Raw genomic sequence first — 24163 nt, forward strand, 5'->3', positions numbered from 1 at the left:
CGCTAGCGCCGTAACCATTATTGATACAGCTGCAATGCGCCGTAGTAAGTGGTACTGGCTCCGGTAGTTGCCGAAATTGCTTGTATCCAGAAACTGAACACACCTTCATCCGAGACCATAATTGCGTTGCCATCGCTCTCGTCGTAACCCTTCCACTCCACCTCATGGGTAGCTATTGCACCATCGCTATCATTCGCAACTTGCAGCTGGTTATCGATTAAGGTGATCGCTCCAGCATCCGTCGGATCACCGATATCCGGCGGCAATAGTTTGAAGGTTACGTAGGAATCCTGATCCAACAAGTAAGCCACTTTCGAGATTTGATCGTAGCTGTGGTACATCAAATAAGGATCGGATTTAACTTCGATATTGGGTGCGTCCAGTGTGCCGCTGATACTTGGCTTTATACCGTCAATAATTACTACATTAGTGGGCAGAATTTCAGGCTCTGGCACATAGGTGTAAAAAGACCCGGTAGTAAGTACGCCATCAGCGGTACGACCATCCCAAGTCATATAGTGGGTACCGGCCTCCATAGGGACATTGTCATAAACAATATGAGTATCGCCCCCATCTGGCGTTACCTCCATATAGACTCGCACATTCTCCGTGGGCGTAACTTCAGTTTTCATAAAGTCGTTCTGTACGGCATTCATGGTGGTATCCATTGTACCCAATAGAACATCGACGGCACTTCCACCATCTTCAATACCATACACCCCTTCCACACTGCCACTCACTGCAGTCAGGAAGTAGGTATATGCTTCCTCCGGAACATAATTACCCTCGTCATCCTTACCATCCCAACTCAGGGAATAGCTACCCGCACTATCAAAGGTTTCCACCATACTGCGAACCAGCTCTTCAGTTTGCTCGTCTTTAATATCCAACGTAACGGTAGCACTGGCAGACAAGTCAAAACTGATTACCAGGCTTTCATCGGCAACCGGGTTCACTGTGGTTTGGTTGCGGCTGACGTTGGTAATACTGAGTAGATCAAGGGTAACCGTACGAGTAATTGTGGTGATATTGCCAGCCCGATCAGTGGTAACCAAACGTATTTGGTAATTACCACTGGCCGGCGCCTCAACTGTACCGTCAGCGGAATTAACTGCCCACTCAGCCAAGGTGCTTTCACTTACTCCTGATGTTGAATACTTAAGACTTACCCAGTTATCGATATCACCGCTCAACTGGTAATCCACGGAGTAGTCAACGAAGAAATTGTCGATAGCACTACCTTCAATCTCCAGTGTCGTAACCCCAGTTGATAAGGTATCGCCGTCATTAATATTGTTCATTAATGCTATGGGGGCGGTATTATCCAGCTCTACCCACATGGCACCCGCGCGATAACTGGTATTCTCCACATCAGTTACCTTCAAGAATAAATAGTAACGACCATCATTTAATACGGTACTGCCACTGTCAGTACCATCCCAATCGATATTAATATCTGCACCAGTTCCAGAGAAAACATTAACAACAGCTCCAGATTCATTACTGATTTCCAGATCCCAATTACTAGCTGAGCTCAAGGTGGCAGTTATAGCTAATGAATCCTTGATGCCATCACTATTTGGGGAAAAGTATTCGTAATCTCCGTTTAAGTCGGATGTTATTACTCGAGTCTCTGCAGACAGAGCAGCGCTGTAATCCACTACAGCTTCTGGTGAATCAACCCCGATAATATCTCCCCCCCACTCTGGTGCAGCACTGCCCCACCAGTTGCCAGTAATATTCAACACCAACGCTGAGCTACTACCATAGTTATTGAGGTACAAGCTGCCACTAGTATTACCATAGAGATTATTACCGGTAATTATAGGCGTTGGATTGGTGGAATCACTACCCGAACCATTTAGGTAAATACCATAATTATTATCGATAAAACTATTACCCGCTAAGCTCGGTGAAGAGGCCCCGGTAATATATGCACCATAATTCAAGCCAGTAACAATATTATCAGTTACGGCTGTCGATGCAGTATCCAGGGCCATCCCTATACCTGTGTAATCCGTATTTTGAATTAAGTTATTGGCAATAGTGCCACCAGTAAAATTGTTAATGCTGATCCCGCTTTCGCTAAAGTCAGTAATAATGCTGTTGGTAACACTGAACGCAGTGGGCGAAGTCGCAGAGACTGCAGTTTCAGCATATCGGATATAAGCATTATCAATATTGACACTGCCACCACTAGTAACAACGATACCCTGCCAATCTCCTGACACAGGATATTGAGCCTCACTGGTGAATAGTACCGGCAAGGAGCTGGAACCACTAACTACCAGATCACCCTCTACTACCAGGGAGTAACCAGCAGCGAATACCAATTTTGCCCCAGCTTCCAGAGTTAAACTCACACCGTTATTTACATTGATATCATCAACCACACTATAGGAACCTGCAACCAAGTTCGTATCTGAATCAATATCAAAACGAAGAAGGTAATCGTATACAGGACTTCCATTAGCATTATTTAAAAAACCACTGAAATCCACTATCGGCCGATCGGGGGTATAATCGCTATAATCGTAGACCTCTGCTGCTATCACCCCAGAATTTATAGTGTTCCACCAATTACCTGTGGCATTAACGGTAACCACACCAGTTTCGTACCAGTTGGTGTAAAGATCGTAACTACCATTGCTGTAAATACTATTGCCGGTAATCACTGGCTGTGGATCGTAATCTGCGTCCGAAACTCCGTACAAGTAGAAGCCATACTGGCTGTTACCGGTAACGGTATTGCCGGTAATCGTTGGGGTGGTAGCAGTGCCACTATAGCCCTGAATGTAAAACCCGTATTTGTTATCAGTGATCGTGTTGCCACTAACGGTAGCATTCGCTACACCCTGCAAGTACACCCCAGCAGTATCTGCATACTGAATGGTACTGTTACTGATTGAGCCACTGGCGTTGTAGGCGTAGACACCATTTTCATCGAAGTACTGCAAGGTGCTGTTGCTAACGCTGAAGGTACTACCCGAAGCTGCGTAAAGGCCGTAATCCGCGTACTCTATTGTTACATAATTCAAATTCACCGTGCCGTCACTTTGCGCCACGATGCCATGCCAATCGCCAACACTAGGCTTACTTTCGTTACTGGTGAATACTATCGGACTATCACTGGCACCCTGCACATCCAAAGTACCGTACACCTCAATACTGAAATCTCCACCTACCTCAATACGAGCACCTGGTTCAATCGTTAGGGTTACATCACTTTGCACATATAGTGTGCTCAATAGGGTATAAGTGGTATCCGCCAGCAGAGTAGTATCTTCGGTCAAGTAACCATTTAGACCATCATTGATCGCTGCACTCCCACCTTCAGTATCCAGATAGCCGCTGTAATCCACTATTGGTTGGTCATAAGCTTCGTCAGTATAGTCATAGACTTCATTTGCAATCGATCCAGGGTCAGTGGTATTCCACCAGTTACCCGTAGCATTAACAGTAGTCACTCCGCCTTCATAATTATTTGTGAACAAGTCGTAACTACTATTATTGTAAATACTGTTACCAGTAATTGCAGGCTGTGGATCGTAGTCTGCGTCCCTCACCCCATCCAAATAGAAGCCGTAACTGCTATTACCAGTGATGGTATTGCCGGTAATCGTTGGGGTGGTAGCAGTGCCACTATAGCCCTGAATGTAAAACCCGTATTTGTTATCAGTGATCGTGTTGCCACTAACGGTAGCATTCGCTACACCCTGCAAGTACACCCCAGCAGTATCTGCATACTGCAAGGTACTATTGTTGAGACTAAAGATACTGCCCGAAGCTGCGTAAAGGCCGTAATCCCCATACTCTATTGTTACATAATCTAAATTCACCGTGCCGCCACTTTGCGCCACGATGCCATACCAATCACCGACACTAGGCTCACTTTCGTCACTGGTGAATACTATCGGATTATCACTGGTACCCTGCGCATCCAAAGTACCGTACACCTCGAGACTAAAGTCTCCAGCTATTTCAATGCGAGCACTAGGTTCGATTGTCAGGGTCACACCACTTTGCACATACACTGAATTCACTATAGTGTATGTGGTACCTGCCTCCAGAGTGGTATCTTCAGTCAGGTAACCGCTCAGACCATTGCTGATCGCTGCGCTGCCGCCCTCAGCATCCAGATAGCCACTATAATCCACTAACGGGCGATCGGGGATGCCATCGCTATAAGCATAGACTTCTTCCCCAATCTCCCCTGAGTCTGTAGTGTTCCACCAGTTGCCCGTAGCATTAACAGTAAGCACACCATTTTCATAATCTCTGGTATACAAATCGTAGCTATTATTACTATAAATACTGTTATTGGTAATTACGGGTTGTGGGTCGTAGTCTGCATCCCAAACGCCTTTCAAATAAAGGGCGCTGTCACTATTACCAGTAATAATATTACCAGTAATCGTTGGAGTGGTAGCAACACCACTATAACCCCTAATATAGAATCCATAATAATTATCCGTGATCAAGTTATCACTCACGGTAACATCTGACACACCGTACAGGTAAAGCCCAGCAACATCTGCATACTGAATACTATTATTAGTGATTGAACCACTAGCGTTATAGGCGTAGACAGCACTTGCATCAAAATACTGCAAAGTACTGTTTCTAAGACTAAATGTGCTTCCTGAACTAGCATAAAGGCCGTAGTCGGCATACTCCAGTACCACATACTCCAAGTTCACCGTGCCACCACTTTGCACCACAATACCGGCCCAATCTCCAGCGTTGGGAGTACCCTCACCACTGGTAAACACAATCAGACTATCGCTGCTACCCTGCGCATTTAAGGTGCCAGATACCTCGAAACTAAAATCTCCAGCTATTTTAATACGGGCACCAGGCTCGATTGTCAGAGTCACACCGCTTTGCACGTAGGATGTACCAAAGAGAGTGTAAGTCGTATCCCTTAGCAAGGTAGTATCTTCAGTTAAATAACCGATTAAGCCATTACTGTTAGCTACCACGTTACCTTCATCATCCAGGTATCTACTGTAATCTACTATCGGCCGATTATTAGCATCATCGGTATAATCATAGATTTCTGCTGCTATCAATTCCCATTCTGTAGCACCCCACCAATTACTTCTGGCATTAATATTAAGTAGACTACTCTCGTAAGACTCCGTATAGAGTTCGTGACTACTATTGCTATAAATTTTATTGCCAGTAATCACAGGTTTAGGGTCATAATCTGTGTCCACAACCCCGTACAAGTAGAAACCATAATCGGTGTTACCAGTTACCGTATTACCCGTAATAGTTGGCGCGGTAACAATACCGCTATAGCCCCTAATAAAAACTCCATATTTATTACCTGTAATCGTGTTATCACTGACACTGACATCCGCCACTCCGTACAGATATACCCCAGCGTTATCCGCATACTGAATAGTACTATTATCAATTGAACCACTGGCACTATTGGCGTAAATACCACTTTCATTAAAGTACTGCAATGTGCTGTTGCTAAGACTAAAGGTACTCCCCAAAGCAGCATAAAGACCATACTCAGCATACTCTAGCGTTACATAATCCAAGCTCACCGTACCGCCAGTTTGCGCCACAATGCCAGCCCAGTCCCCAGCACTGGGGGTACCCTCATCACTGGTAAACACAACCGGGCTATCACTACTGCCCTGTGCATCCAAGGTCCCAAATACCTCTAGACTGAAATCTCCAGCTATTTCAATGTGAGCTCCAGGTTCGATTGTCAGCGTCACACCATTTGGCACATAGGATGTACCCAAGAGGGTATAAGTAGTGCCTGCCAGCAGGGTAGTATCCACCGCCAGGTAACCAAGTAAGCCATTACTGATCGCAGAACTTCCATCCTCTGCATCCAAATAATCACTGTAGTCCACTAATGGCCGGTAGGAACCATCATCACCATAGTCATAGACCTCTTCTGCGATCAATTTTGCATCTATAGTGTTCCACCAGTTACCTGTGGCATTGACAGTCAGTACACCACTTTCATAATTATCGGTATATAGATTGTAACGACTATTGTTGTAAATACTGTTACCGGTAATCACAGGTTGCGGATCATAATTTGCATCTGCAACCCCATACAAGTAGAAACCGTAGTCGCTGTTTCCAGTTACCGTATTACCGGTAATAGTTGGCGCAGTAACGACACTACTATAACCCTCAATAAAAACCCCGTATTTATTATCTGCAATCGTGTTATCACTGACACTGACATCCGCCACACCATACAGATATACCCCAGCGTTATCCGCATACTGAATAGTACTATTATCAATTGAGCCACTGGCCCTGTCGGCGTAAACACCACTTTCATTAAAATATTGCAAGGTGCTATTATTAAGGCTAAAGGTACTACCCGAAGCGGCATAAAGGCCGTAGTCGGCATACTCCAGTGTCACATAATCCAAATTCACCGTGCCGCCACTTTGCGCCACAATGCCAACCCAATCCCCAGCGCTAGGAGCGCTTTTAGCACTGCTAAATATAATGGGAGTATCGCTGGTACCCTGCGCATCCAAGGTACCAAATACCTCGAGACTAAAGTCTCCAGCTATTTCAATGCGAGCATCAGGTTCGATTGTCAAAGTCACCCCACTTTGCACATACAGTGAGCCGAAGAGAGTATAAGTGGCACCTGCCACCAGAGTGATGTCCTCAGTCAAGTAACCAGAAAGGTTATTGGCATTTTCAGAAATTTCAATTTCAGAATATAAATAACCGCTATAATCTACATTCGGCCGACTGCGGGTACTATCAACATAATCATAAATTTGACCTTCGATTAATTCTGGATCCGTGGTATTCCACCAATTACCAGTTGCATTTATGGTAAGTACACCACTTTCATAAGACTCAGTATAAATATCATAGCTATTATTAGTGTAAATATTATTGCCTGTAATCACAGGTTGCGGGTCATAATCTGCATCCCGAACTCCAGATAGATATAATCCATAGCTACTATTATCGAATATCGTATTGCCGCTAATAACAGGTGTGGTTACCCCGCTATTATTACCCTTAATATAAAACCCATTATTGTTATTCGTAATTGTATTTTCACTAACAGTGACATCAGTCACGCCATATAGATACACCCCAGCATTATCCGCATACTGGATACTGTTATTGCTAATCGAACCAATGGCGCTGTAGGCATAGATTCCACTATCAGAAAAATACTGCAAGCTACTATTACTTAAACTGAAGGTACTGCCCGATGCGGCATAAAGGCCGTAATTTGCATATTCTAGTATGACATAGTCCAACTCTACTACACCGCCATTTTGCGCCACAATACCTAACCAATCCCCAGCACTGGGAGTGCTCTCACTACTGGTAAACACAACCGGGGTATTAGCACTACCCTGCGCATTCAAGGTACCAGATACCTCAAGGCCAAAATTTCCGCTCGCTTCAATCCGAGCACCAGGCTCAATCGTCAGGGTTATACCGCTTTGCACATATAATGTGTCTAGAAGGGTGTAAGTAACACCTGACAAAAGGGTAGTATCCTCAGTCAAGTACCCAAATAGGCCATTGCTGACATCTGCCGTTCCATCTTCTGCATCTAAGTAACTACTGTAATCTACTATTGGCCTATTGCGAGTAGTATCTGTGTAATCATAGATGTCTCCTGCAATCAATTCCGGGTCTGTGGTATTCCACCAATTGCCTGTAGCATCTACGGTAATAACACCACTTTCATAAAAATCAGTGTACAGCCCGTAACTATTATTGCTGTGAATGCTATTACCTGTAATCACGGGCTGTGGGTCATAGACTGCGTCCCGAACTCCGTACAAGTAAAGACCATAACTATTATTATCAGTTATCGTATTTCCATTAATAGCTGGAGTGGTAGCGCCGTCATTATAACCTCTAATATAAATACCGTAATTATTCTCAGTAATTGCACTATCACTGATGGTGACATCATCCACACCATATAAGTACACTCCCGAATTATCCGCAAATTGGATGGTACTATTACTAATAGAACCGGCAGCGTTGTTAGCGTAAACACCGCTTTCGGAAAAATACCGCAAGCTACTATTACTAAGACTAAAAGTACTACCCGAAGCCGCATAAAGACCGTAGTTAGCATACTCTATCAGCACATAGTCCAGGTTTACCGTGCCACCACTTTGCGCCACGATACCCGCCCAACCCCCTGCAATGGGCATATTTTCATTACTGGTAAATATAACTGGAGTATCACTAGCACCCTTCGCCTCTATTGTTCCAAAAACCTCAAAACTGAAATCTCCAGCTATTTCGATGCGAGCGCCAGGCTCAATCTTAAGGGTCACACCGCTTTCTATATACAATGTGCTCAGCAGTGTGTAAGTAGTATCCGCTACCAGCGTGGTATCCTCAGTCAGGCTACCGAGCAAACCATTACTAACGGCTGCTGTTCCACCTTCAGAATCTAAATAGCCACTATAATCTACTACCGGCCGACTAGAAGTACTGTCGATATAATCATAAACGTCTGTCGCAATTATTTCAGGGTCAATAGTGTTCCACCAGTTACCCGTGGCATTTACAATAACCATACCGCCGTCGTATGCTTCTGTGTAGATCCCGTAATCACTATTATTGTAAATACTATTTCCCGTAATCACCGGCTGCGGATCATAGTCTGAATCCCGCGTTCCGTATAAGTAGATACCGTAACTACTGTTATTGATTATCGCATTACCACTAATAGTCGGTGTAGTTACACCTCTTCTATACCCCAGAATATAGAACCCGTATTTATTATTAGTAATAGTATTGCCATTGACAGTGATATCCGTTACACCATACAAATAAATTCCTGCCTCATCCGCATATTGAATGAAGCTATTCGTGATTGAACCAGTAGCGCTATAGGCGTATATGCCTGTTTCATCAACATACTGAAAGACGCTATTGTCAATCGACAAGCTACTACCCGAGTCTGCATATACCCCATATTCTGTATATTCAATGGTAGTATGACGTAAATTCAATGACCCACCATTATTCACTACAATACCATACCAGTCTCCTTTAGCTGGTGAGGCTTGCGCACTGGTAAAGACCACTGGAGTATCTATTCCGCCCAAAGTAGAAAGATTACCATTTACCTCAAATGTAAAATCGCTTTCAAATAAAATAGTAGCACCTTCATTAACGGTTAGTGTCGCACCACCATTAACATCTACATCACCAGTCACTACATAGGTTTGATGTGCCGCCAGCTCTAAGTCTGACGTAATATCACCAGACAATTCATTTACAACACTGAGATTATCGTACTCCAGTATTTGTGCTTCACTTCCGGTAACGGCCACTGCAATACCAGCCTTGATAATATCGTCGAAACTGATTGAAACGCTATCTACCTGGGTCCAGTTTTCACCATCAGTGGAGATATAGGCTGTAATCGTGTCGCCGTTACGTACCAACTTTAACCATTGGGGCAAGGCACCAGTTTGCCCAGTAGAAGTTAATGTGTTAGCTGCATTATCTGTATCCCGGGTGAAAAGCCCAATACTGTTATCAGATGAGTCCATTATCAGCGCAATAGCTTTATCAGTTACTGCCGTGCCATTTCGCAGTGCAATACCAGCAATACCAGATCCACTATTAGTATGGCTGGATAAGCGTGCAATTAACTCCCCCTGCTGTAGCAGCTCTTGATATATAAAGTGTAGAGAATAAGCATCATCCCACTCACCGGCATCAGCCAAGGCTGGGCAAGTAGCGCTAGAAGTGAAGGTAAGCGTTAGATCATCTAGGTAATTATTGTCGCTAACTTCAAGCGCAGTGGAACGAACGCCGTATCGAGAAAGATCACCAATGCCTTCACCTACAGTATAGGCAAGAGCGATATCGCTTCCTCCCACAGTAACAGTCAACGTATCGCCAGAGCGATTTAAAGTAACCGTTTGCCCCGTTGTTGGGTGATTATCAGTTGCAGCCACTTGGGCCAAGTTGGATTGACTATCAGAACTTGTAAATTGAACCAGAGCCCATACACCCGTTGAACCATCTCCCTGATACTGAACTCCATAACCAACATATTCAGCATCAGTCAGATAAATAGTGAGTGAGTCAGTACCGCCTCCAGTATCCGTTGAGGAATTAACAAAGGCACTAAGCGTAATTTCACCTGAGTCGCTAAGTACCGTTGGAGCCAGCAGAACTTGATCATCTTGGGCAATTACAGTGGCACGCTCATTCAGTAGTGATAAGGCCTCGCCACCAAAACTTTGAAAACCCAGAGATGAAAGATCCTCACTAGAACTAGAGGAAAAGTCTTCGGAGACCTGATTTTCAGCCACACAAATTTCTGAAATTCCAAGACTTAATGTCTGTTCATCACCGCTTAGAGTGACATCACCGGTACTGGCACCAATAATAGAAAGCTGCCAGGGAGAGACCTCTTCATCCACCGTTACTTCCGCGTACGTAAATCCCGAAATACATACCAATGAGACAAACAAGCACTGCAACAGCCGCCGAGCATTTTTTTGAAACGTCAAAAGCCACAAGTATTTATACGCTGCCTTGCACATGAACATGCCTTCCCAATTTGCACCTTGAATCATACACTGCACAACGGGCGGCCAGAAAATCCAGCGACTCAGCAACCTAAGTTGATAAACTGAAAGAAAGCATTACAGAAATCAAAAGAACAAAATGGGGATTTATACCACTTGTTTAACACTGCACTTCCAACAGCAATCCATGCACCCTTTTATGCACCATGCACTCAACTAAAACCTTTGAGTGCCTCCTTCTACAAAACCACAACCAGCAAACTTTTATAAAAAAGCCTTAACCTCCTCAATTATAATCAGGATACCACGGAAAATGTCAAATAAAATGCAAACAATGGCATTATCTTGACCCATATCAGCAACCTGTCAATACTGACAAAAAAACCAATAATGTAGGACTGATGATTCAACTTAAACCTACTTCACACTCCAACCTAAAACCTAAACAAACCTCTTCCCAAATAAAAAATAATTTTGCTAAAATTTTTTGTTTTTCAAAAATTAAAAGACAAAGCTAAAAACTATATTTGTCTTGTACCACCACTACGGAATAATCGTGCTCAAATTTAGTTTACTATCCTGTATCCTGCTAACGATCGCAGCGTCTCTCTCAGCAAATGCCAATTCTTCACTACCCCCGGAGAAGTCAAAGCTCTACCACACCACTCACGGGCTCGGGCCGGATAAATGGGCGTCTGCCTGGCTACTTTCACAACATATAGATCCCGGCAGCCGAATTATTGTTCATCCATTGCAAGGTGGTACTTTTGTCCCCGGTGAACCCGCAAGCTTTGACTCTGAGGGTGCAACTTTTCATCGCACTCAACACCAGTCAACGTTTGAAGTGCTGATAGCGTCTTTCAATATTACGGACCCCAAACTGATAAAGCTGGCAAGTGTTATCAATGATATTGAAGTAAACTTGTGGCGCCCAAATAAAAACCAGGAATCTCTTGTCGTAGAGACTGCATTTAGAAAGCTACAGAGAAATTATGGTGAAGAAAATATTACACTAGATTGCTACAACCAGCTTTTCAATAATATCTACGAGTGGATAGATGCTAAGAATAAAGATAGCCAAACCAATCTAATCCCAGATCAGCAGTGCACCAAAAACACCAAGGTCACCTTTAACAACGATACAAAACTTGTGCCTGAGATTTCAGCCTCAGAGTTATTTGATCACATAAGAAGTGGCAAGAGGGTTGTATTTGTTGATACCCGGGAGAAAGATGAATTTGCCGAGGCCCACATCCCAGGGGCCGTAAACATTCCCATACGCAGCATAGGTAGTCAACTACCCAAATCACTGGAAAACGCTGACATTATCATAAGCTACTGCGTTAAGGACTTTAGAGGGTTCGAGATGGCCAAAATACTGCGAAAACGCGGGTTACAACAAACCGCCATACTCAACCCTTACGGCATAAGAGGCTGGATTGAAGCTCAATTGCCGGTTGCCGGTTCTGAGGCACTAACCGAGCAAGAGGCCAAAGAAACTCTAGAGCAATGCATCAACAAAAAAACATGCCTTTAAAATATTTGAAGAGGCTCTAATTGATTTCACAAGCCCTCTGAGACCCTTGAAAAATCAAGGAACCTCTGAACAATTCCGCAAGCCTTGAAAGCTATATGATGTTAGGCACAGCTCGCCGTGAATGGCCACAAGACACTATATGGCCTTCGAGGCCCGCCTTAAGGGGCTACCAAGGGAACTCAAGGTGCTGCGGAATAAGACTCTCTACAACGTTCATACTTACTTACGATACAGATACCATGCAGCAAACTAATGCAACTTCTAGAACAAGCGCACCAACAAATATTCTTACACCGACCGCGCTTACCGTTTTTCTAGTCCTGTCAGTATGCTTTACCCTAACAACGCCGATAGCTCTCTGGAGCAATACCACCGGCAGTCTCTCAGACTACCTCACCTATGATATCCCCAAGGGACAGCTAGCCTACATACTTTCAAAGCTCTTTGGCCTTTACAGTATTTTTCTACTGTGGCTACAGGTATGCCTGGCACTAGCCAACCCGTTAACTTCTCAACGAGTAATTAGTAGGAAAACACATATCTTCCTTGGAAGTATGGTTTGCATCACCTTTCTCCTACATGCCGGTTTATTTATTGTGGCCACATCCATAAGAACTGGCCACTCAACACTGGGCAATCTAATACCGGTTTTTTCCCATGGTTTTTATAAAACCAGTGTATCCATAGGAGCCATTGCTTTTTGGATGCTCATTGGAACAGCTATAGCCGGTACGCTACGCTCAAAGTACAAGACTATTACAATTTGGCTCCACCGCCTCAGCTTACCGGGCCTTATACTGGGCCTGCTACATAGTGTCTTAATTGGCACTGAGGCTGGTTCCAATATGACTATCGTCATTTACTGCTTAATGATTTCCAGTGTTATAACTTTAGCCTTGATCAACTACCTCAAATCCAGAAAGAACCCTTAACAAATCTAGTAAAGACAACCTTAAACTAAGAGCAAGCCCTATGGCTGCGGCCAGTTCCGCAGCCTCCTCCTAACTCTCATTCCACAACTGTCTTCCCACCAATAACTTTGCATATCCCCTGGATTTCGCTATCTTGATCAGCTCTTCTATTGCAGAGGGCCATCAATGCAAAAGGAATTCTCCAAAGTCTGGCGAAATCCACGCCACAGGGATATAGAGCTTTTTCACGCCTATTTTCGCCAGTTTTCCTTTGCCAAGCACTGGCACGATGAGTTGGCCATCGGTATCTTCCTCTCTGGGGTAGAGAAGCTCGATTATCGCGGGGAAACTCTAACCCTGCCCCGGGGTACTCTGGCAGCGCTCAATCCGGGAGAGATTCACACCGGTTTTTCCGGTAGTGACTCCGGTTGGTGCTATCGTATGTTTTATTTTGATACCGCTCTTATTGAAGATATCCTTCGAGAGCACCGTCAGACAAATCAAACACTCGTACCGTTTTTGCGTGGACCGCTGCTCGATGATCCCGAGCTCTTTCGGCTCCTTTACACCCTGCATTGCAGCTTAGAGGAAAACGCCTTATCCCTCTCGACAGACACCCTGCTCACCCTTGCGGTCAGTCAACTTTTTGCCCGCTATGGTGACCAAAAGATCTACCCGAAATCCTTTCAGAACAAACAGGGAGCTTTAAAGGCCCGCTCTTATCTACAGGAAAACTGGCAGGGCAATGTGACTCTGGATGAGTTATGTCAATTGACCGGTATGAGCCGATATCAGCTTATTCGCAGCTTTAACGCCCAATTTGGCATTAGCCCTCACCAGTTCCTAATCCTCCTAAAAACCCAAAAGGCCCGCACGCTATTTCGTACCGGTGCCCGAGTCGCAAATGTGGCAATCGACTGCGGCTTCTTTGACCAGAGCCATCTGAGCCGCAACTTCAAGCGGGTATTCGGTATCACCCCCGCTCGCTACCTAAAATCCATATAGCGCAATTTTGTACAAGAACCCCCTCCCCCCTCACCTTAAGCTTCTCTAACGCCGAGAGAAACCCGGGTTTTGCCCTCTTACCCTTGGCAAGCACACTAAACTGGCATAGGTAATCCGTATGAGCTTAGAGTTTATTTTGGCTTGGCTGGCTGTTATGTTCCCCCTGATTTTTAGTCCGGGGCCCGCGAACCTCACTTTTGCCGCAGCCGGCGCCAGCCTGGGTATTCGCGCTTCCCTACCTCTACTGGCGGGCATAGATATTGTATTTTTATTAAAAGCCTTATTAGTTGGCTTTGGATTTATGAGCTGGCTTATCGACTATCCAGCACTGATGATCACTCTACAGTGGAGCGGAGCCGCCTATTTGGTTTACTTGGCCTACGCCTTTATCAAGCCCGTTAAAGGGTCCAGTAGCAGCGCTATAAAGTCAGTAACTATTTGGCAGGGCATGTTTATTCAAGGCATGAACGTCAAAGCGTGGATGATCGTCATCACCATGTTTTCTGTATTTGGCTCGAAACAGGAAGCTGGTGTCGAAAATAGCACCATCACACTAATTATAATGATTACGATTCTTAACTTTGTAACACACTTTTCGTGGATCGCTTTTGGTCGCGGTTTATCCAGAGCACTTGTCAACAGTAGGAGTAGCGCTCTACAGAATAAACTTTTCGCCCTTAGCCTGCTCCTTGTCGCTGTATGGCTGATCGCAGATAACCCTGCTGTCAGCAGTCTAACTGCGATTCCTTCCGGTGAGCCTTAGACTATAAGTTTAACTTATGAATCAAACGACCACTGGTGGTGCCCTGTACCAGCAAAGAGAAGAGTACTACGCCAAATACCATCGATTGAATCGTCCACCAGTAGGGCAACTCGACCGGCAGGGAGAGCACCAGTGCAACCGCAATAACGCCTCGCAAACCACCCCAACTCATCAATAATCCCCAGGACTTTGGTATGGGCGGCCCGACAAAGCGAGTTAATGGCGCCACGAGAAATACCGACAAAGCGCGGGCACCTAAAGCAGCAATCGCAGCAATGACCATTGACAGCCATTGATGGCTAAACATTTCAAAGGTGATCACCAACCCCATAATTACAAAAATTATCGCGGTAAAGAATAGCCCCATCCATTCCCAGGTAGGACCGGCATTAACCAAATAGGTACTATTTTGTTTGCTGAGGCAAGCTCGCGCAACGATTGCGCAGATCATCACCGAGATAATACCCGATACATGAAGAACACTTTCTGCCAGATAAAAACTGCCAAACGCTGAGATCACCAGGGTCATCAACGCTGCGCTGGGCGAGCGTAGAAACAATATAATGAGCGTTGTCGCCACTCCAAAAACAAACCCTACGGCAATACCGCCAAAAAATACCTTACAAAAATAGAGGGTTACAGAGATCGCATCCAGCGAGGATGCCTTAATACCCAAGGGGGCGTTTTCCACAACACCATAAGTGGCCACTCCCAAAACTAAAGAATAAAGAACTACCGCAGAGGCATCATTAAAGAGGCTCTCTCCATCTACCAGCGTCAGGAGGTCTTCATTGGTTTTTTCTTGGCGCAATTTATTCACTACAGAGACTGGATCTGTAGCGGCTAAAATAGCCCCGGTCAACATGGCCGCCACCCAGGGGAACCCCTCTGAATGACCAACGCCATAGTAAGTAATAGCCGCAATAATCGTTGCGCAAATAACCAATCCCAAAGTCGAGAATAGCAGTATCGGCCCAACCCAACGCTTTAAACGTTTGGGCTCTAACTCCCAGGCTGACTCGAAAATAAGTACGGGCAGAATCACAAAAAAAACCAAATCTCTCAAGCTGGCTGCTCGCAATCCCGTATCATAGTTAAAAATGGGCAGAAGTAAGGCCGCTAACACTCCAGCAATAAGACAGCTGATCGTATTGTCAATACGCAGCACCCTCGCTATACCTAAACCAATAACGGCGGCAGCGGCAAGATAGAGCCCCTGACCCACAACAGTGACAACATTACTCACCCAATAACTCCCGTTACCACTGTACCCATGAATCGAAGGCAGTCACAATCAGAATCCAACCCCACTGGAGAACGGTGCTTCCCTCGGTGAAATTTCTGACGAAACTCACTCCGTAGCAAACTCAATACTGACTTCCCAAATTGATTGCCAGTGGAACCGCTTTACGTACAACAGGCACCCTTTACTTCCGATAACCCCCAGTAAAAGATTCAAATTTTCCCACGGGGCTTCGACGCCAGCTTATAAGTAGACAGTTACAGTATAGGCACCAACTACACAGGCTCTAAGCCCTGTTCTATAGGCGCCAGCTCGCCCTTTGGAAAAAGTCTCGCCGCGAATAGCCCTAGCCCTTTGCAAGAGCTGCCCCCTTCCTGCGATTATCCCTATGTACTCGCCAATCAAGATAATCGCAACACCACCAGCGCCTTACATTCAGAAATTAAAGCAGATATTTCAACACTCTCCTCTTTTAAGCCTCTACTAGTCCAAACAAAACCAGGGCCAAAGCAGCTATCAACCATTATCAGCCAGTCAACCGGTCTAACAATGGCCGTAATTTCAGTACACCTCTCCCACTCTCAAGAAAGGTATTCAATCCACAAATTATCGACTTTGACCGGATATTCAGTACCACATGCTAGGCAGCTAAACACTCCGCTCCCTCTCTCCTTTGGATTTCCACAGCAACCCCTAAATTGCCAACATGCCTGGACCCAATAATTTGGGGAGCTTATTTGCAGTCCCAATAAACTCGACAGCGTCAAAATCTAGACTTACCTCTATAGCAAACCCAATTTCCTGCTGATATCATCGGAAAATGAAAAACACGCTGAACCTCAACGGAAAAGATTTTCACGCTAAAGCGTAAAAGCCGTACCACACGAGCCTGTCAGTTTTTACATTAAACAAGCCCCCCATAATTGGCCGAAGTATTAATGTTTATCAAGGAGAGGACAATGCAAGAAAAACTTGAAATAAAGAAAGTAGTAGATGAACTCTACAGTGGAATTTCTGGTCCAGCGGGTTTTCAGCGGGATTGGAAAAGGCAGGAAGCCCTATTTTTGCCCTATGCCAAAATGATCCGCACCTCTGTTGATAAAAATGGCAAGCCTCAGTCAACCATTCTAAGCGTGCAGGAATACCCAGAGAATTTTGAATCCCTAATCGCCGGTCGCCCTTTCTACGAAGTGGAAATACATAACATCATTGAGCAGTTTGGCAATATTGCCCATGCTTTTAGCGTCTATGAGGCCTGGGCAGACAAAGAAAAGACCCAGTTCCTAAAAAGAGGCATTAATAGTATTCAGCTATTGAACGATGGGGAGTCCTGGAAAGTAGTACATATGATTTGGGATGACGAACGGCCGGGCCTGGAAATGGAGGCGAGATATAACCCAGCAGTCACCGCCTAGTTGGAACTCAGAAATCCCCCTGAGAGCAAACCCCAGCTCTCAGGGGGGCAAAAAGCGCGTTACCCACTCCTCTCTGTATATTCCCAGCAAGATCTTGCAATCAGGTAAAATGGCAGCGTAAACTGTACATTAATACAGTTATTGCTATAGCTATGTCAGATCGCCCCCTTATCAAAACACCCCCAGCGGCTAAAGGCCGGGGAACAGCCAACAACCTTGCTGGGCGCTTTGCCGAGTTATCCAGCTCCCGTGAAAGTGACGGCTGGCAAACAGAGCCCGACGAGCCGGTGAGATTAATAACCTCTGCCACCCCGGAAAAAGCGAAAAGTATTATCGCAACCAACCAATCGCCGGATATTCCTTTCTCACAATCCATAAACCCCTATCGGGGGTGCGAACACGGCTGTATCTATTGCTACGCCCGCCCGGCCCATGCCTATATGGATTTATCGCCCGGTCTGGATTTTGAAACCAAGCTCTTCTACAAGCCCAATGCCGCTGAACTCTTAGAGAAAACGCTGCGAAAGAAGAACTATCAGTGCAGTCCCATCGCCCTGGGAGCCAATACCGATCCCTATCAACCCCTGGAGCGGGAGAAGGGGATTACCCAGAGCTTACTGCAAGTGATGCAGGCATTTCGCCAGCCGGTAACTATCATCACCAAAAGCCAGTTGATCTTGCGGGATCTGCCCCTACTGGCCGAAATGGCCCAAGAAAATCTGGCGCAAGTCGCTATCAGTGTGACAACTCTGGACAATACCCTAAAACGCAAGCTGGAACCCCGAACCGCCGGTCCCTCCGCACGCTTGCGCACCATTGAGCAGCTGAGTGCGGCAGGTATTCCTACCGCTGTACTTGCCGCTCCGATGATTCCAGCACTCAATGACAGTGAACTGGAAGCAATCCTGTGTGCAGCACATAAAGCGGGGGCGGTAAGAGCCGCATACATCCTGTTGCGCCTTCCCCACGAGGTGGCGCCTCTATTTCGGGAGTGGTTAGCACTACACTACCCGGAAAAGGCAAAACATGTGATGAGCCTGGTACAGCAGAGCCGCGCGGGAAAGGACTATCAAAGTGATTTTTCGCAGAGACGCACAGGAACCGGCGTATTTGCTCAGCTGCTTCAACGGCGCTTTCAGGTAGCCATTAAAAAATTAGGCTTGGATCACCGGCGCCTCGACTTGGATTGCTCCCAGTTCAAGCCGCCCGCTCCCCCCAATGCGCAACAGGATTTATTCTCTTGAGTCTACGAATTAAGCAGGCAGACAAATGAAGGCAGAGCCAGCGGTAAATTGGTTTCTCTATCTTATCCGAACCGCCAGCGGGGCACTCTATACGGGTATCACCAATGATCTCGATAGGCGATTTACTGAGCACTGTAGTGATGGTCCCAAAACCGCTAAAGCCCTGCGCGGCAAGGGGCCTCTCAGTCTGGTGTATTCTGTCATACTGCCCGACAAATCAACCGCCCTGAAAATGGAAATAGCCGTTAAGAAGTGGCCAAAATCCAAAAAAGAAAATTTGATCCTCGGCTGTCAGCCCTTGCCAACTGTTGAGCCGTCGCAACAAAAGCCGTAATTATTGGGGGGTTAACAGCCAAGCTTCCTCACTGGCGGGAACTTTGCCTTTTAACCCACCAACAACCGCTCTTGCTGTCAAAGCCTGCAAGTTATAATTCACCGCGTAATATTCATCAACCAGATCGCGGCCCACAGCAAAGGGCGGACCCGGCATTTGCGCTTGATCATATTGAAAGGTGATAAGGAGTTGCGGCGCGATCTGGGTAATATCCTGCAAGTGTTTTACATAGCGCTTACGAGTTTCTTCCGGCAGGGCCACCAAGGCAGCCCGGTCATATACCGCAGCAACCGGGCCCAGTTCCGCTCTCTGCAAATCAAAAATATTACCGACAAAAATAGCAATATGGGCAGCGGAGTAGCACTTTAGACGACCTACTTGACTTATCTGTGGGGTCACCGCCAGCTCGTTAAAAAGCTGCTTCACCGCCGCTTCACTGAGTTCACAGCCAACCACCGCTATATTCTGCCCCAGCAACCAGGCGATATCTCTAGTTTTACCACACAGCGGCAAGAAAATACGATCACCGGGGGACAGGCACAGCTTGGGAAAAAACTCGGTCAGGAGTGAATTAGCCGCTCCCTCATGGAAGCCAATATCATTTCTTTTCCATTTGTCGTGCCAAAACTCTGCTTTCACTAGCGGTCCTCCATAACCAAATTAGAAAAGAACAACAAATTACATCAACGGAGAAGTGTCCGGTAGTGCTCTGGCTCAATACTGCTTTTTGCCTCATAAGGCTCGGTAAAAGCCAAAGCCGTCACTACTACCATTAGTGTTGATAGAATTATACGCTTCAACATTGAGCAATACCTCGACACCATGTGACCTGGAGAGCCCCCTCAGGGCGGGCTGCTAGCGGGGAGAAAATTAACAGGTTCCCGCAGTTCTCGCCCTGCGCGGCCATAAAATATCAATCAAGCCGGCAAATATCGCTCCAACCGACACCGCAGCAATCAACTGGAAGTAGGCATCCAGAGTGATATCCAGCTGGGCAAGGAATGCGATAATAATACCAATGGCATAGCTGGGGGTATTTCTGATACCGGTAACCAGACCCATCGCCCACACACTAATCATGGAAAACAGCAGCGCAATCGGCACAAGTAAAATACTGGGGTCTATCTGCCACTTAGCCGCTGCGGCTTGGGCGCCAAGCCCCAGTCCCAGCCCTGTGACCACACAGGCGAGATTGTAGGCGCCCGCCCGCCAATCACAGCCTCTGGAGTAATAAGCAATAACACCTAATAGCGCCACCCAGATTGACATCCCTCCCAGGTAACCCACCAGCGCAGCCACTATCAGGACGGCGAGGATTGGCGACTTCAGTAGTTGGGTAGAAACACTTTTGCGCCGGGTTAATGCACCGAGCCATTTCATGATATCCGCTCCTTCGAGGACACACTGGTCAGGGGTTGTTTTCCTTGCCTAAAAGATAAACCCGCCGGCATTCTAGAGGGCCAACCTGTACCAGCCCTGAACCTGACGGCATTTTCACGCATGTTTCGCTCGGGATAATAGAAAACTTCTTGCGTATTCTTGCCCAATCTTGCAATCGGCAAGCTGTTGCTCGCCACAGGGCAAATACGACAATCCTGTGGTTATATGCAGAAATGTTTAAGCAAATAAATCCGACCCGCGAGGCTTACCAATGCCGCTGATACGCTGGGTTCGGAAACTGTATTTTATGGGATTCTCAGGGAAGTTTTGTCACAGGCCATTACAGGGGCATCAGTGCGCGATATCTCTGCGACGTTCGAGGCCCGCACTATGGGGCCTCTGGGGTCACCCGGTTCTACCAGGGAATTTCACTGCCATCGTAGTTATAGAAATGGCCCGTTTTTACCAGCTCATCGTCTAAAAGCAGTTTTTTTAGTCCGCCAACGCTTTCCTGTGTAGAAATCAGTGCTGCCGGGCCGCCCATAGCGGTTTTCACCCACCCCGGGTGCAGGGCCAAAACCCTAATTCCTTGGGGGTCTAAATCGACAGATAAGCTTTTCACCACTTGATTAACAGCGGTCTTGGAGGTTCGGTAGAGGTAGCCTCCGCCAGAGTGGTTATCCGCGATACTGCCGACCTTGCTACTGATCACCGCGATAAGCTTGTGCTCGCTGGCCGCAACATTGTCACAAAAGGTTTCAGCCATCATGTAGGGCGCGATAGTGTTGGACTCCAGGACCCGGCGCCACTCCCCAGGGTCAATGGCGCCAAATCTCACCCCCTTAGGTCCATAGTAGCCCGCGTTGTTGAGGAGTATGTCAATCGGCTCCCCGGCAAGCGCTTTGCCCAGGGAGGCCATCTGGTCATAATCAGTCACATCCAGGCCGATCACCCGCACTGAAGGAAAGCGCCCCTCCAGTGCCCCAAGTTCAGTGGCTTGCTCCGGTTGCCGACAGCAGGCCAGGACCTTCCAGCCGCTTTCGGCAAATTGAGTACACATCTCAAGGCCTATTCCACGGTTACTGCCGGTAATTAAAATCGTGCCGGACATTAGCGCTCCTTAAATGGTATTCTTGCTGGAAAGCGATCATAGCAACTGTTTAGCAATGTACTACACCCTCACCGACATACTGTGGCTCTCCCTGTTCTTTATGCTCCTCTGGTATATCTGGGCCAGTATGGCCGCTAAGGAGCATGTCCGGCGAGCCGCATCTGAACACTGCCGACAGCTCGGTGTTCAACTGCTGGACGACACGGTGCTACTGGTGCGCACCCGGATAAAGAAGGATCGAAGAGGCTTGTTCAGCCTTCATCGCAGCTACAAGTTCGAGTTTACTTCAACCGGCGAACATCGCTATTCAGGCTCTGCTGTATTACATGGAAATCGCATCGAGCAGTTACAGCTTGCCCCCCATCACGTGAGTTAGAGGTACCCATGCAGCGCGGTTTATATCGCCACTACCGAGGCAATCTATACGAGGTTTTACACACCGCGAAACACAGTGAAACCGAAGAGGTTATGGTTGTGTATCGGGCCCTTTATGGCAGCTATGGTGTCTGGGTGCGCCCTCTGAGCCTATTTACAGGGTCAGCTTCCAAAGATGGCCATGAAATACCGCGCTTTGAGTTAATTCAGGCATTTGATATAGCCGCCTAGCCTCACTGACAGCGGTTATTTTTCGGGGGACTTCAGCCCCCGCAACCCCCTTCCCTCTCTGTTGAAAATTCTGATAAAAATAAAACTGCCAACGCTACGACCTTTCATCTCCTCCAACTTTCACGACGTATAGAGTCGCCTCAATAAATTTGAAAATCTCTGACACTTATTAGTCAAATCATTTTCCGCTTAAGTCTAAAACGAGCTATAAACCCTATACTTTCTGTAAGCTTGCTCTCTTAAAATGCGACTTCTTCGCGCACTTTCCCCACTAATCAAGGTTTCACTATTTCGACATAAGCTGGTCAAGTCAGTGCAACAATCGCTTTATAACTTATCGGCATGCGAGGCTTACCGATGAATCTAAAGAGTTTTGATGTATCTGCTGTGCTGTATATGGTTGAGCGGGCATCGCGCCCCAGCTCCCGTAGGCGCTATTTGTGGCTCTCCAAATCCGGGGATGGCTGGGCCGCCGGGGCACTGTTGTTGGCCTATGTATGGCTCAATTCCGCAATGCAGTTACTCTATATCGCATGTACAGCGGTGGCACTGGAGCGCGGCCTCTACTGGGGCATAAAAAATACCACTCGGCGACTTCGCCCACCCCAATCAATTCCAGGTATGCGTTCGGTGATTGTGGCACACGATCGATTCAGCTTGCCCTCCGGCCACACCTCATGCGCCTTTCTTTTTATCACCCTAATGGTCCACCAGGTTAACCCCATGTGGGGGCTTGGCTATATTTGGGCCGCCGGCGTCGGTGCGGCCAGAGTCGGCCTGGGGGTTCACTTTCCATCAGATATTTGTGCTGGCGCTATTTTGGGGACCAGTGTCGGGTTAATCGTGGGTACTGCTTTTTTATGAAGATACTGTATGGCGTTCAATCCACCGGCAACGGGCATATTAGCCGCTCCCGTGCGCTGGCTCAGCAATTTAAAAAATATCCGGAAGTTGAGGTGCAGTGGTTATTTTCAGGCCGCCCAAAAGAGAGCCTGTTTGAGATGTCCCCCTTTGGAAATTATTGGTGGCGGGAGGGGATGACCTTTACACACAGTCGCGGCCGCCTGAACACTTTTGCAACGCTAAAAAATATCAGTGTCGGGAAATTTATCAGGGATATCAGGGCTCTGCCTGTTCACGATTTTGACTTAGTGATCAGCGACTACGAACCCGTCACAGCCTGGGCGGCAAAGTTGAGAAAAAAACGCAGTATTGGCATTGGGCATCAATACGCCTTTGAGCACCCGATCCCCACCCCGCGCAACAAGTGGGCATCCCGCGCCATACTGAAATCATTTGCCCCGACACAGGAGAGTATCGGCCTACATTGGCACCACTTCGGCCATCCGATCCTACCCCCCATCGTTCTGCATAAACCCGTATATCCGCAAGTACAGGGCGAGCATATTCTGGTCTACCTCCCTTTTGAACAGCCAATCCCAATGTTGGATGAACTCGCCAAGCTGCCCCACGCCTTTATCGTCTACGGGATACCCCACAATTTGCCCACCGCTGACAACATTCAGGTTAAGGCCCCCTCTATCGATGGCTTCCAGCGGGACCTGGTCAGTTCGAAGGCGGTAATCTGCAACAGCGGCTTTGAGCTCTTAGCCGAAACCCTGGCCCTGGGCAAACCGATCCTCAGCCGACCGCTCACCAATCAATTTGAACAGGAAGCCAATGCCAAGGCACTCACTCAACTCAAAATGGCCACTGTAGTGAAGCAGATCAACGCCAGGTCTATCGCACAATGGCTCGCTCACTGCCCTCCCCCCCGCCGTATAGTTTGGCCGGATGTGGCGGACTCGCTGGGTAAGTGGATCGCCGCCGGATGTAAGCAGAGCCCCGCAGAACTCTCCTCCCAGTTGTGGCGTGAGGTAGCGCCCAAATCGGTTATAGAGGGCGCAGCGGCCACGCAACAAACCTCCAAATAGTTACTTCTGGGCCAGCCCGCCTTTTAGAGAGCCGCTGAATAACGCCCCAACAATCGCCAAGTCGATTCACACAATCAGTCATTGCCCCTTGTCTGCCCTGCGCGTTTACTTAAAGAGCCTCTGAATAATTCCGCAATAT

15 protein-coding genes are annotated in these 24163 nt (G+C 46.9%); 10 read left to right on the forward strand and 5 right to left on the reverse strand.

Annotated elements, in window-relative coordinates:
• Nucleotides 1-17: 17 nt before the first annotated feature.
• A complete protein-coding gene (locus tag ACJJIK_RS07825; protein ID WP_444944680.1) occupies nucleotides 18-10433 on the reverse strand; it encodes a right-handed parallel beta-helix repeat-containing protein in 10416 nt (3471 codons plus the stop codon).
• A gap of 664 nt (nucleotides 10434-11097) precedes the next feature.
• On the opposite strand from ACJJIK_RS07825, the gene ACJJIK_RS07830 reads away from it, so the two are divergent.
• From ACJJIK_RS07830 to ACJJIK_RS07840, 3 genes are all read left to right on the forward strand, one after another.
• The gene (locus ACJJIK_RS07830; RefSeq protein ID WP_444944681.1) at nucleotides 11098-12078 is read left to right on the forward strand and encodes a chromate resistance protein ChrB domain-containing protein; all 981 of its coding nucleotides are present in this window, start codon (nucleotides 11098-11100) and stop codon (nucleotides 12076-12078) included.
• A 1097-nt stretch (nucleotides 12079-13175) separates the two neighbouring features.
• Nucleotides 13176-13994 (forward strand): AraC family ligand binding domain-containing protein, encoded by an 819-nt coding sequence (locus ACJJIK_RS07835; protein ID WP_444944682.1) that lies wholly within the window; start codon nucleotides 13176-13178, stop codon nucleotides 13992-13994.
• A gap of 118 nt (nucleotides 13995-14112) precedes the next feature.
• Nucleotides 14113-14757, forward strand: coding sequence for a LysE family translocator (locus ACJJIK_RS07840; RefSeq protein ID WP_444944683.1), 645 nt, complete (start codon nucleotides 14113-14115; stop codon nucleotides 14755-14757).
• 1 nt (nucleotide 14758) lies between these two features.
• Here the strand turns inward: ACJJIK_RS07840 and ACJJIK_RS07845 are convergent, their stop codons facing one another.
• The gene (locus tag ACJJIK_RS07845; protein WP_444944684.1) at nucleotides 14759-16003 is read right to left on the reverse strand and encodes a cation:proton antiporter; all 1245 of its coding nucleotides are present in this window, start codon (nucleotides 16001-16003) and stop codon (nucleotides 14759-14761) included.
• 956 nt (nucleotides 16004-16959) lie between these two features.
• Here ACJJIK_RS07845 and ACJJIK_RS07850 point away from each other — a divergent pair.
• From ACJJIK_RS07850 to ACJJIK_RS07860, 3 genes are all read left to right on the forward strand, one after another.
• A complete protein-coding gene (locus tag ACJJIK_RS07850; RefSeq protein WP_444930338.1) occupies nucleotides 16960-17415 on the forward strand; it encodes a hypothetical protein in 456 nt (151 codons plus the stop codon).
• Between the two features lie 152 nt (nucleotides 17416-17567).
• Nucleotides 17568-18659 carry a PA0069 family radical SAM protein gene (locus tag ACJJIK_RS07855; protein WP_444944685.1) on the forward strand — a complete coding sequence of 364 codons (1092 nt, stop codon included), beginning with the start codon at nucleotides 17568-17570 and terminating at the stop codon, nucleotides 18657-18659.
• Between the two features lie 25 nt (nucleotides 18660-18684).
• The gene (locus ACJJIK_RS07860) at nucleotides 18685-18993 is read left to right on the forward strand and encodes a GIY-YIG nuclease family protein (RefSeq protein ID WP_444944686.1); all 309 of its coding nucleotides are present in this window, start codon (nucleotides 18685-18687) and stop codon (nucleotides 18991-18993) included.
• Here the strand turns inward: ACJJIK_RS07860 and tmpT are convergent, their stop codons facing one another.
• From tmpT to ACJJIK_RS07875, 3 genes are all read right to left on the reverse strand, one after another.
• Nucleotides 18994-19632: a thiopurine S-methyltransferase gene (gene tmpT, locus ACJJIK_RS07865; protein ID WP_444944687.1), complete on the reverse strand. Its 639-nt coding sequence runs from the start codon at nucleotides 19630-19632 to the stop codon at nucleotides 18994-18996.
• Between the two features lie 231 nt (nucleotides 19633-19863).
• Nucleotides 19864-20373: a DUF1097 family protein gene (locus ACJJIK_RS07870; protein WP_444930334.1), complete on the reverse strand. Its 510-nt coding sequence runs from the start codon at nucleotides 20371-20373 to the stop codon at nucleotides 19864-19866.
• 415 nt (nucleotides 20374-20788) lie between these two features.
• Nucleotides 20789-21484 carry an SDR family oxidoreductase gene (locus ACJJIK_RS07875; RefSeq protein WP_444944688.1) on the reverse strand — a complete coding sequence of 232 codons (696 nt, stop codon included), beginning with the start codon at nucleotides 21482-21484 and terminating at the stop codon, nucleotides 20789-20791.
• A 55-nt stretch (nucleotides 21485-21539) separates the two neighbouring features.
• Here ACJJIK_RS07875 and ACJJIK_RS07880 point away from each other — a divergent pair, with 55 nt between their 5' ends.
• The 4 genes from ACJJIK_RS07880 (at nucleotide 21540) to ACJJIK_RS07895 (ending at nucleotide 24024) form a co-directional block, all read left to right on the forward strand.
• Entirely contained in the window at nucleotides 21540-21860 is a 321-nt protein-coding gene (locus tag ACJJIK_RS07880) for a DUF3301 domain-containing protein (protein WP_444930332.1), read from the forward strand.
• An 8-nt stretch (nucleotides 21861-21868) separates the two neighbouring features.
• Nucleotides 21869-22090 (forward strand): DUF1653 domain-containing protein, encoded by a 222-nt coding sequence (locus ACJJIK_RS07885; RefSeq protein WP_444930331.1) that lies wholly within the window; start codon nucleotides 21869-21871, stop codon nucleotides 22088-22090.
• 357 nt (nucleotides 22091-22447) lie between these two features.
• On the forward strand, nucleotides 22448-22954 hold the full coding sequence (locus tag ACJJIK_RS07890) for a phosphatase PAP2 family protein (protein ID WP_444930330.1): 507 nt from the start codon (nucleotides 22448-22450) through the stop codon (nucleotides 22952-22954).
• The gene (locus ACJJIK_RS07895; protein WP_444944689.1) at nucleotides 22951-24024 is read left to right on the forward strand and encodes an MJ1255/VC2487 family glycosyltransferase; all 1074 of its coding nucleotides are present in this window, start codon (nucleotides 22951-22953) and stop codon (nucleotides 24022-24024) included. Before ACJJIK_RS07890 ends, ACJJIK_RS07895 begins: the two co-directional genes overlap by 4 nt.
• Nucleotides 24025-24163: the final 139 nt, after the last annotated feature.

It is taken from the genome of Microbulbifer regidiadema (SeqCode) (assembly GCF_052466995.1).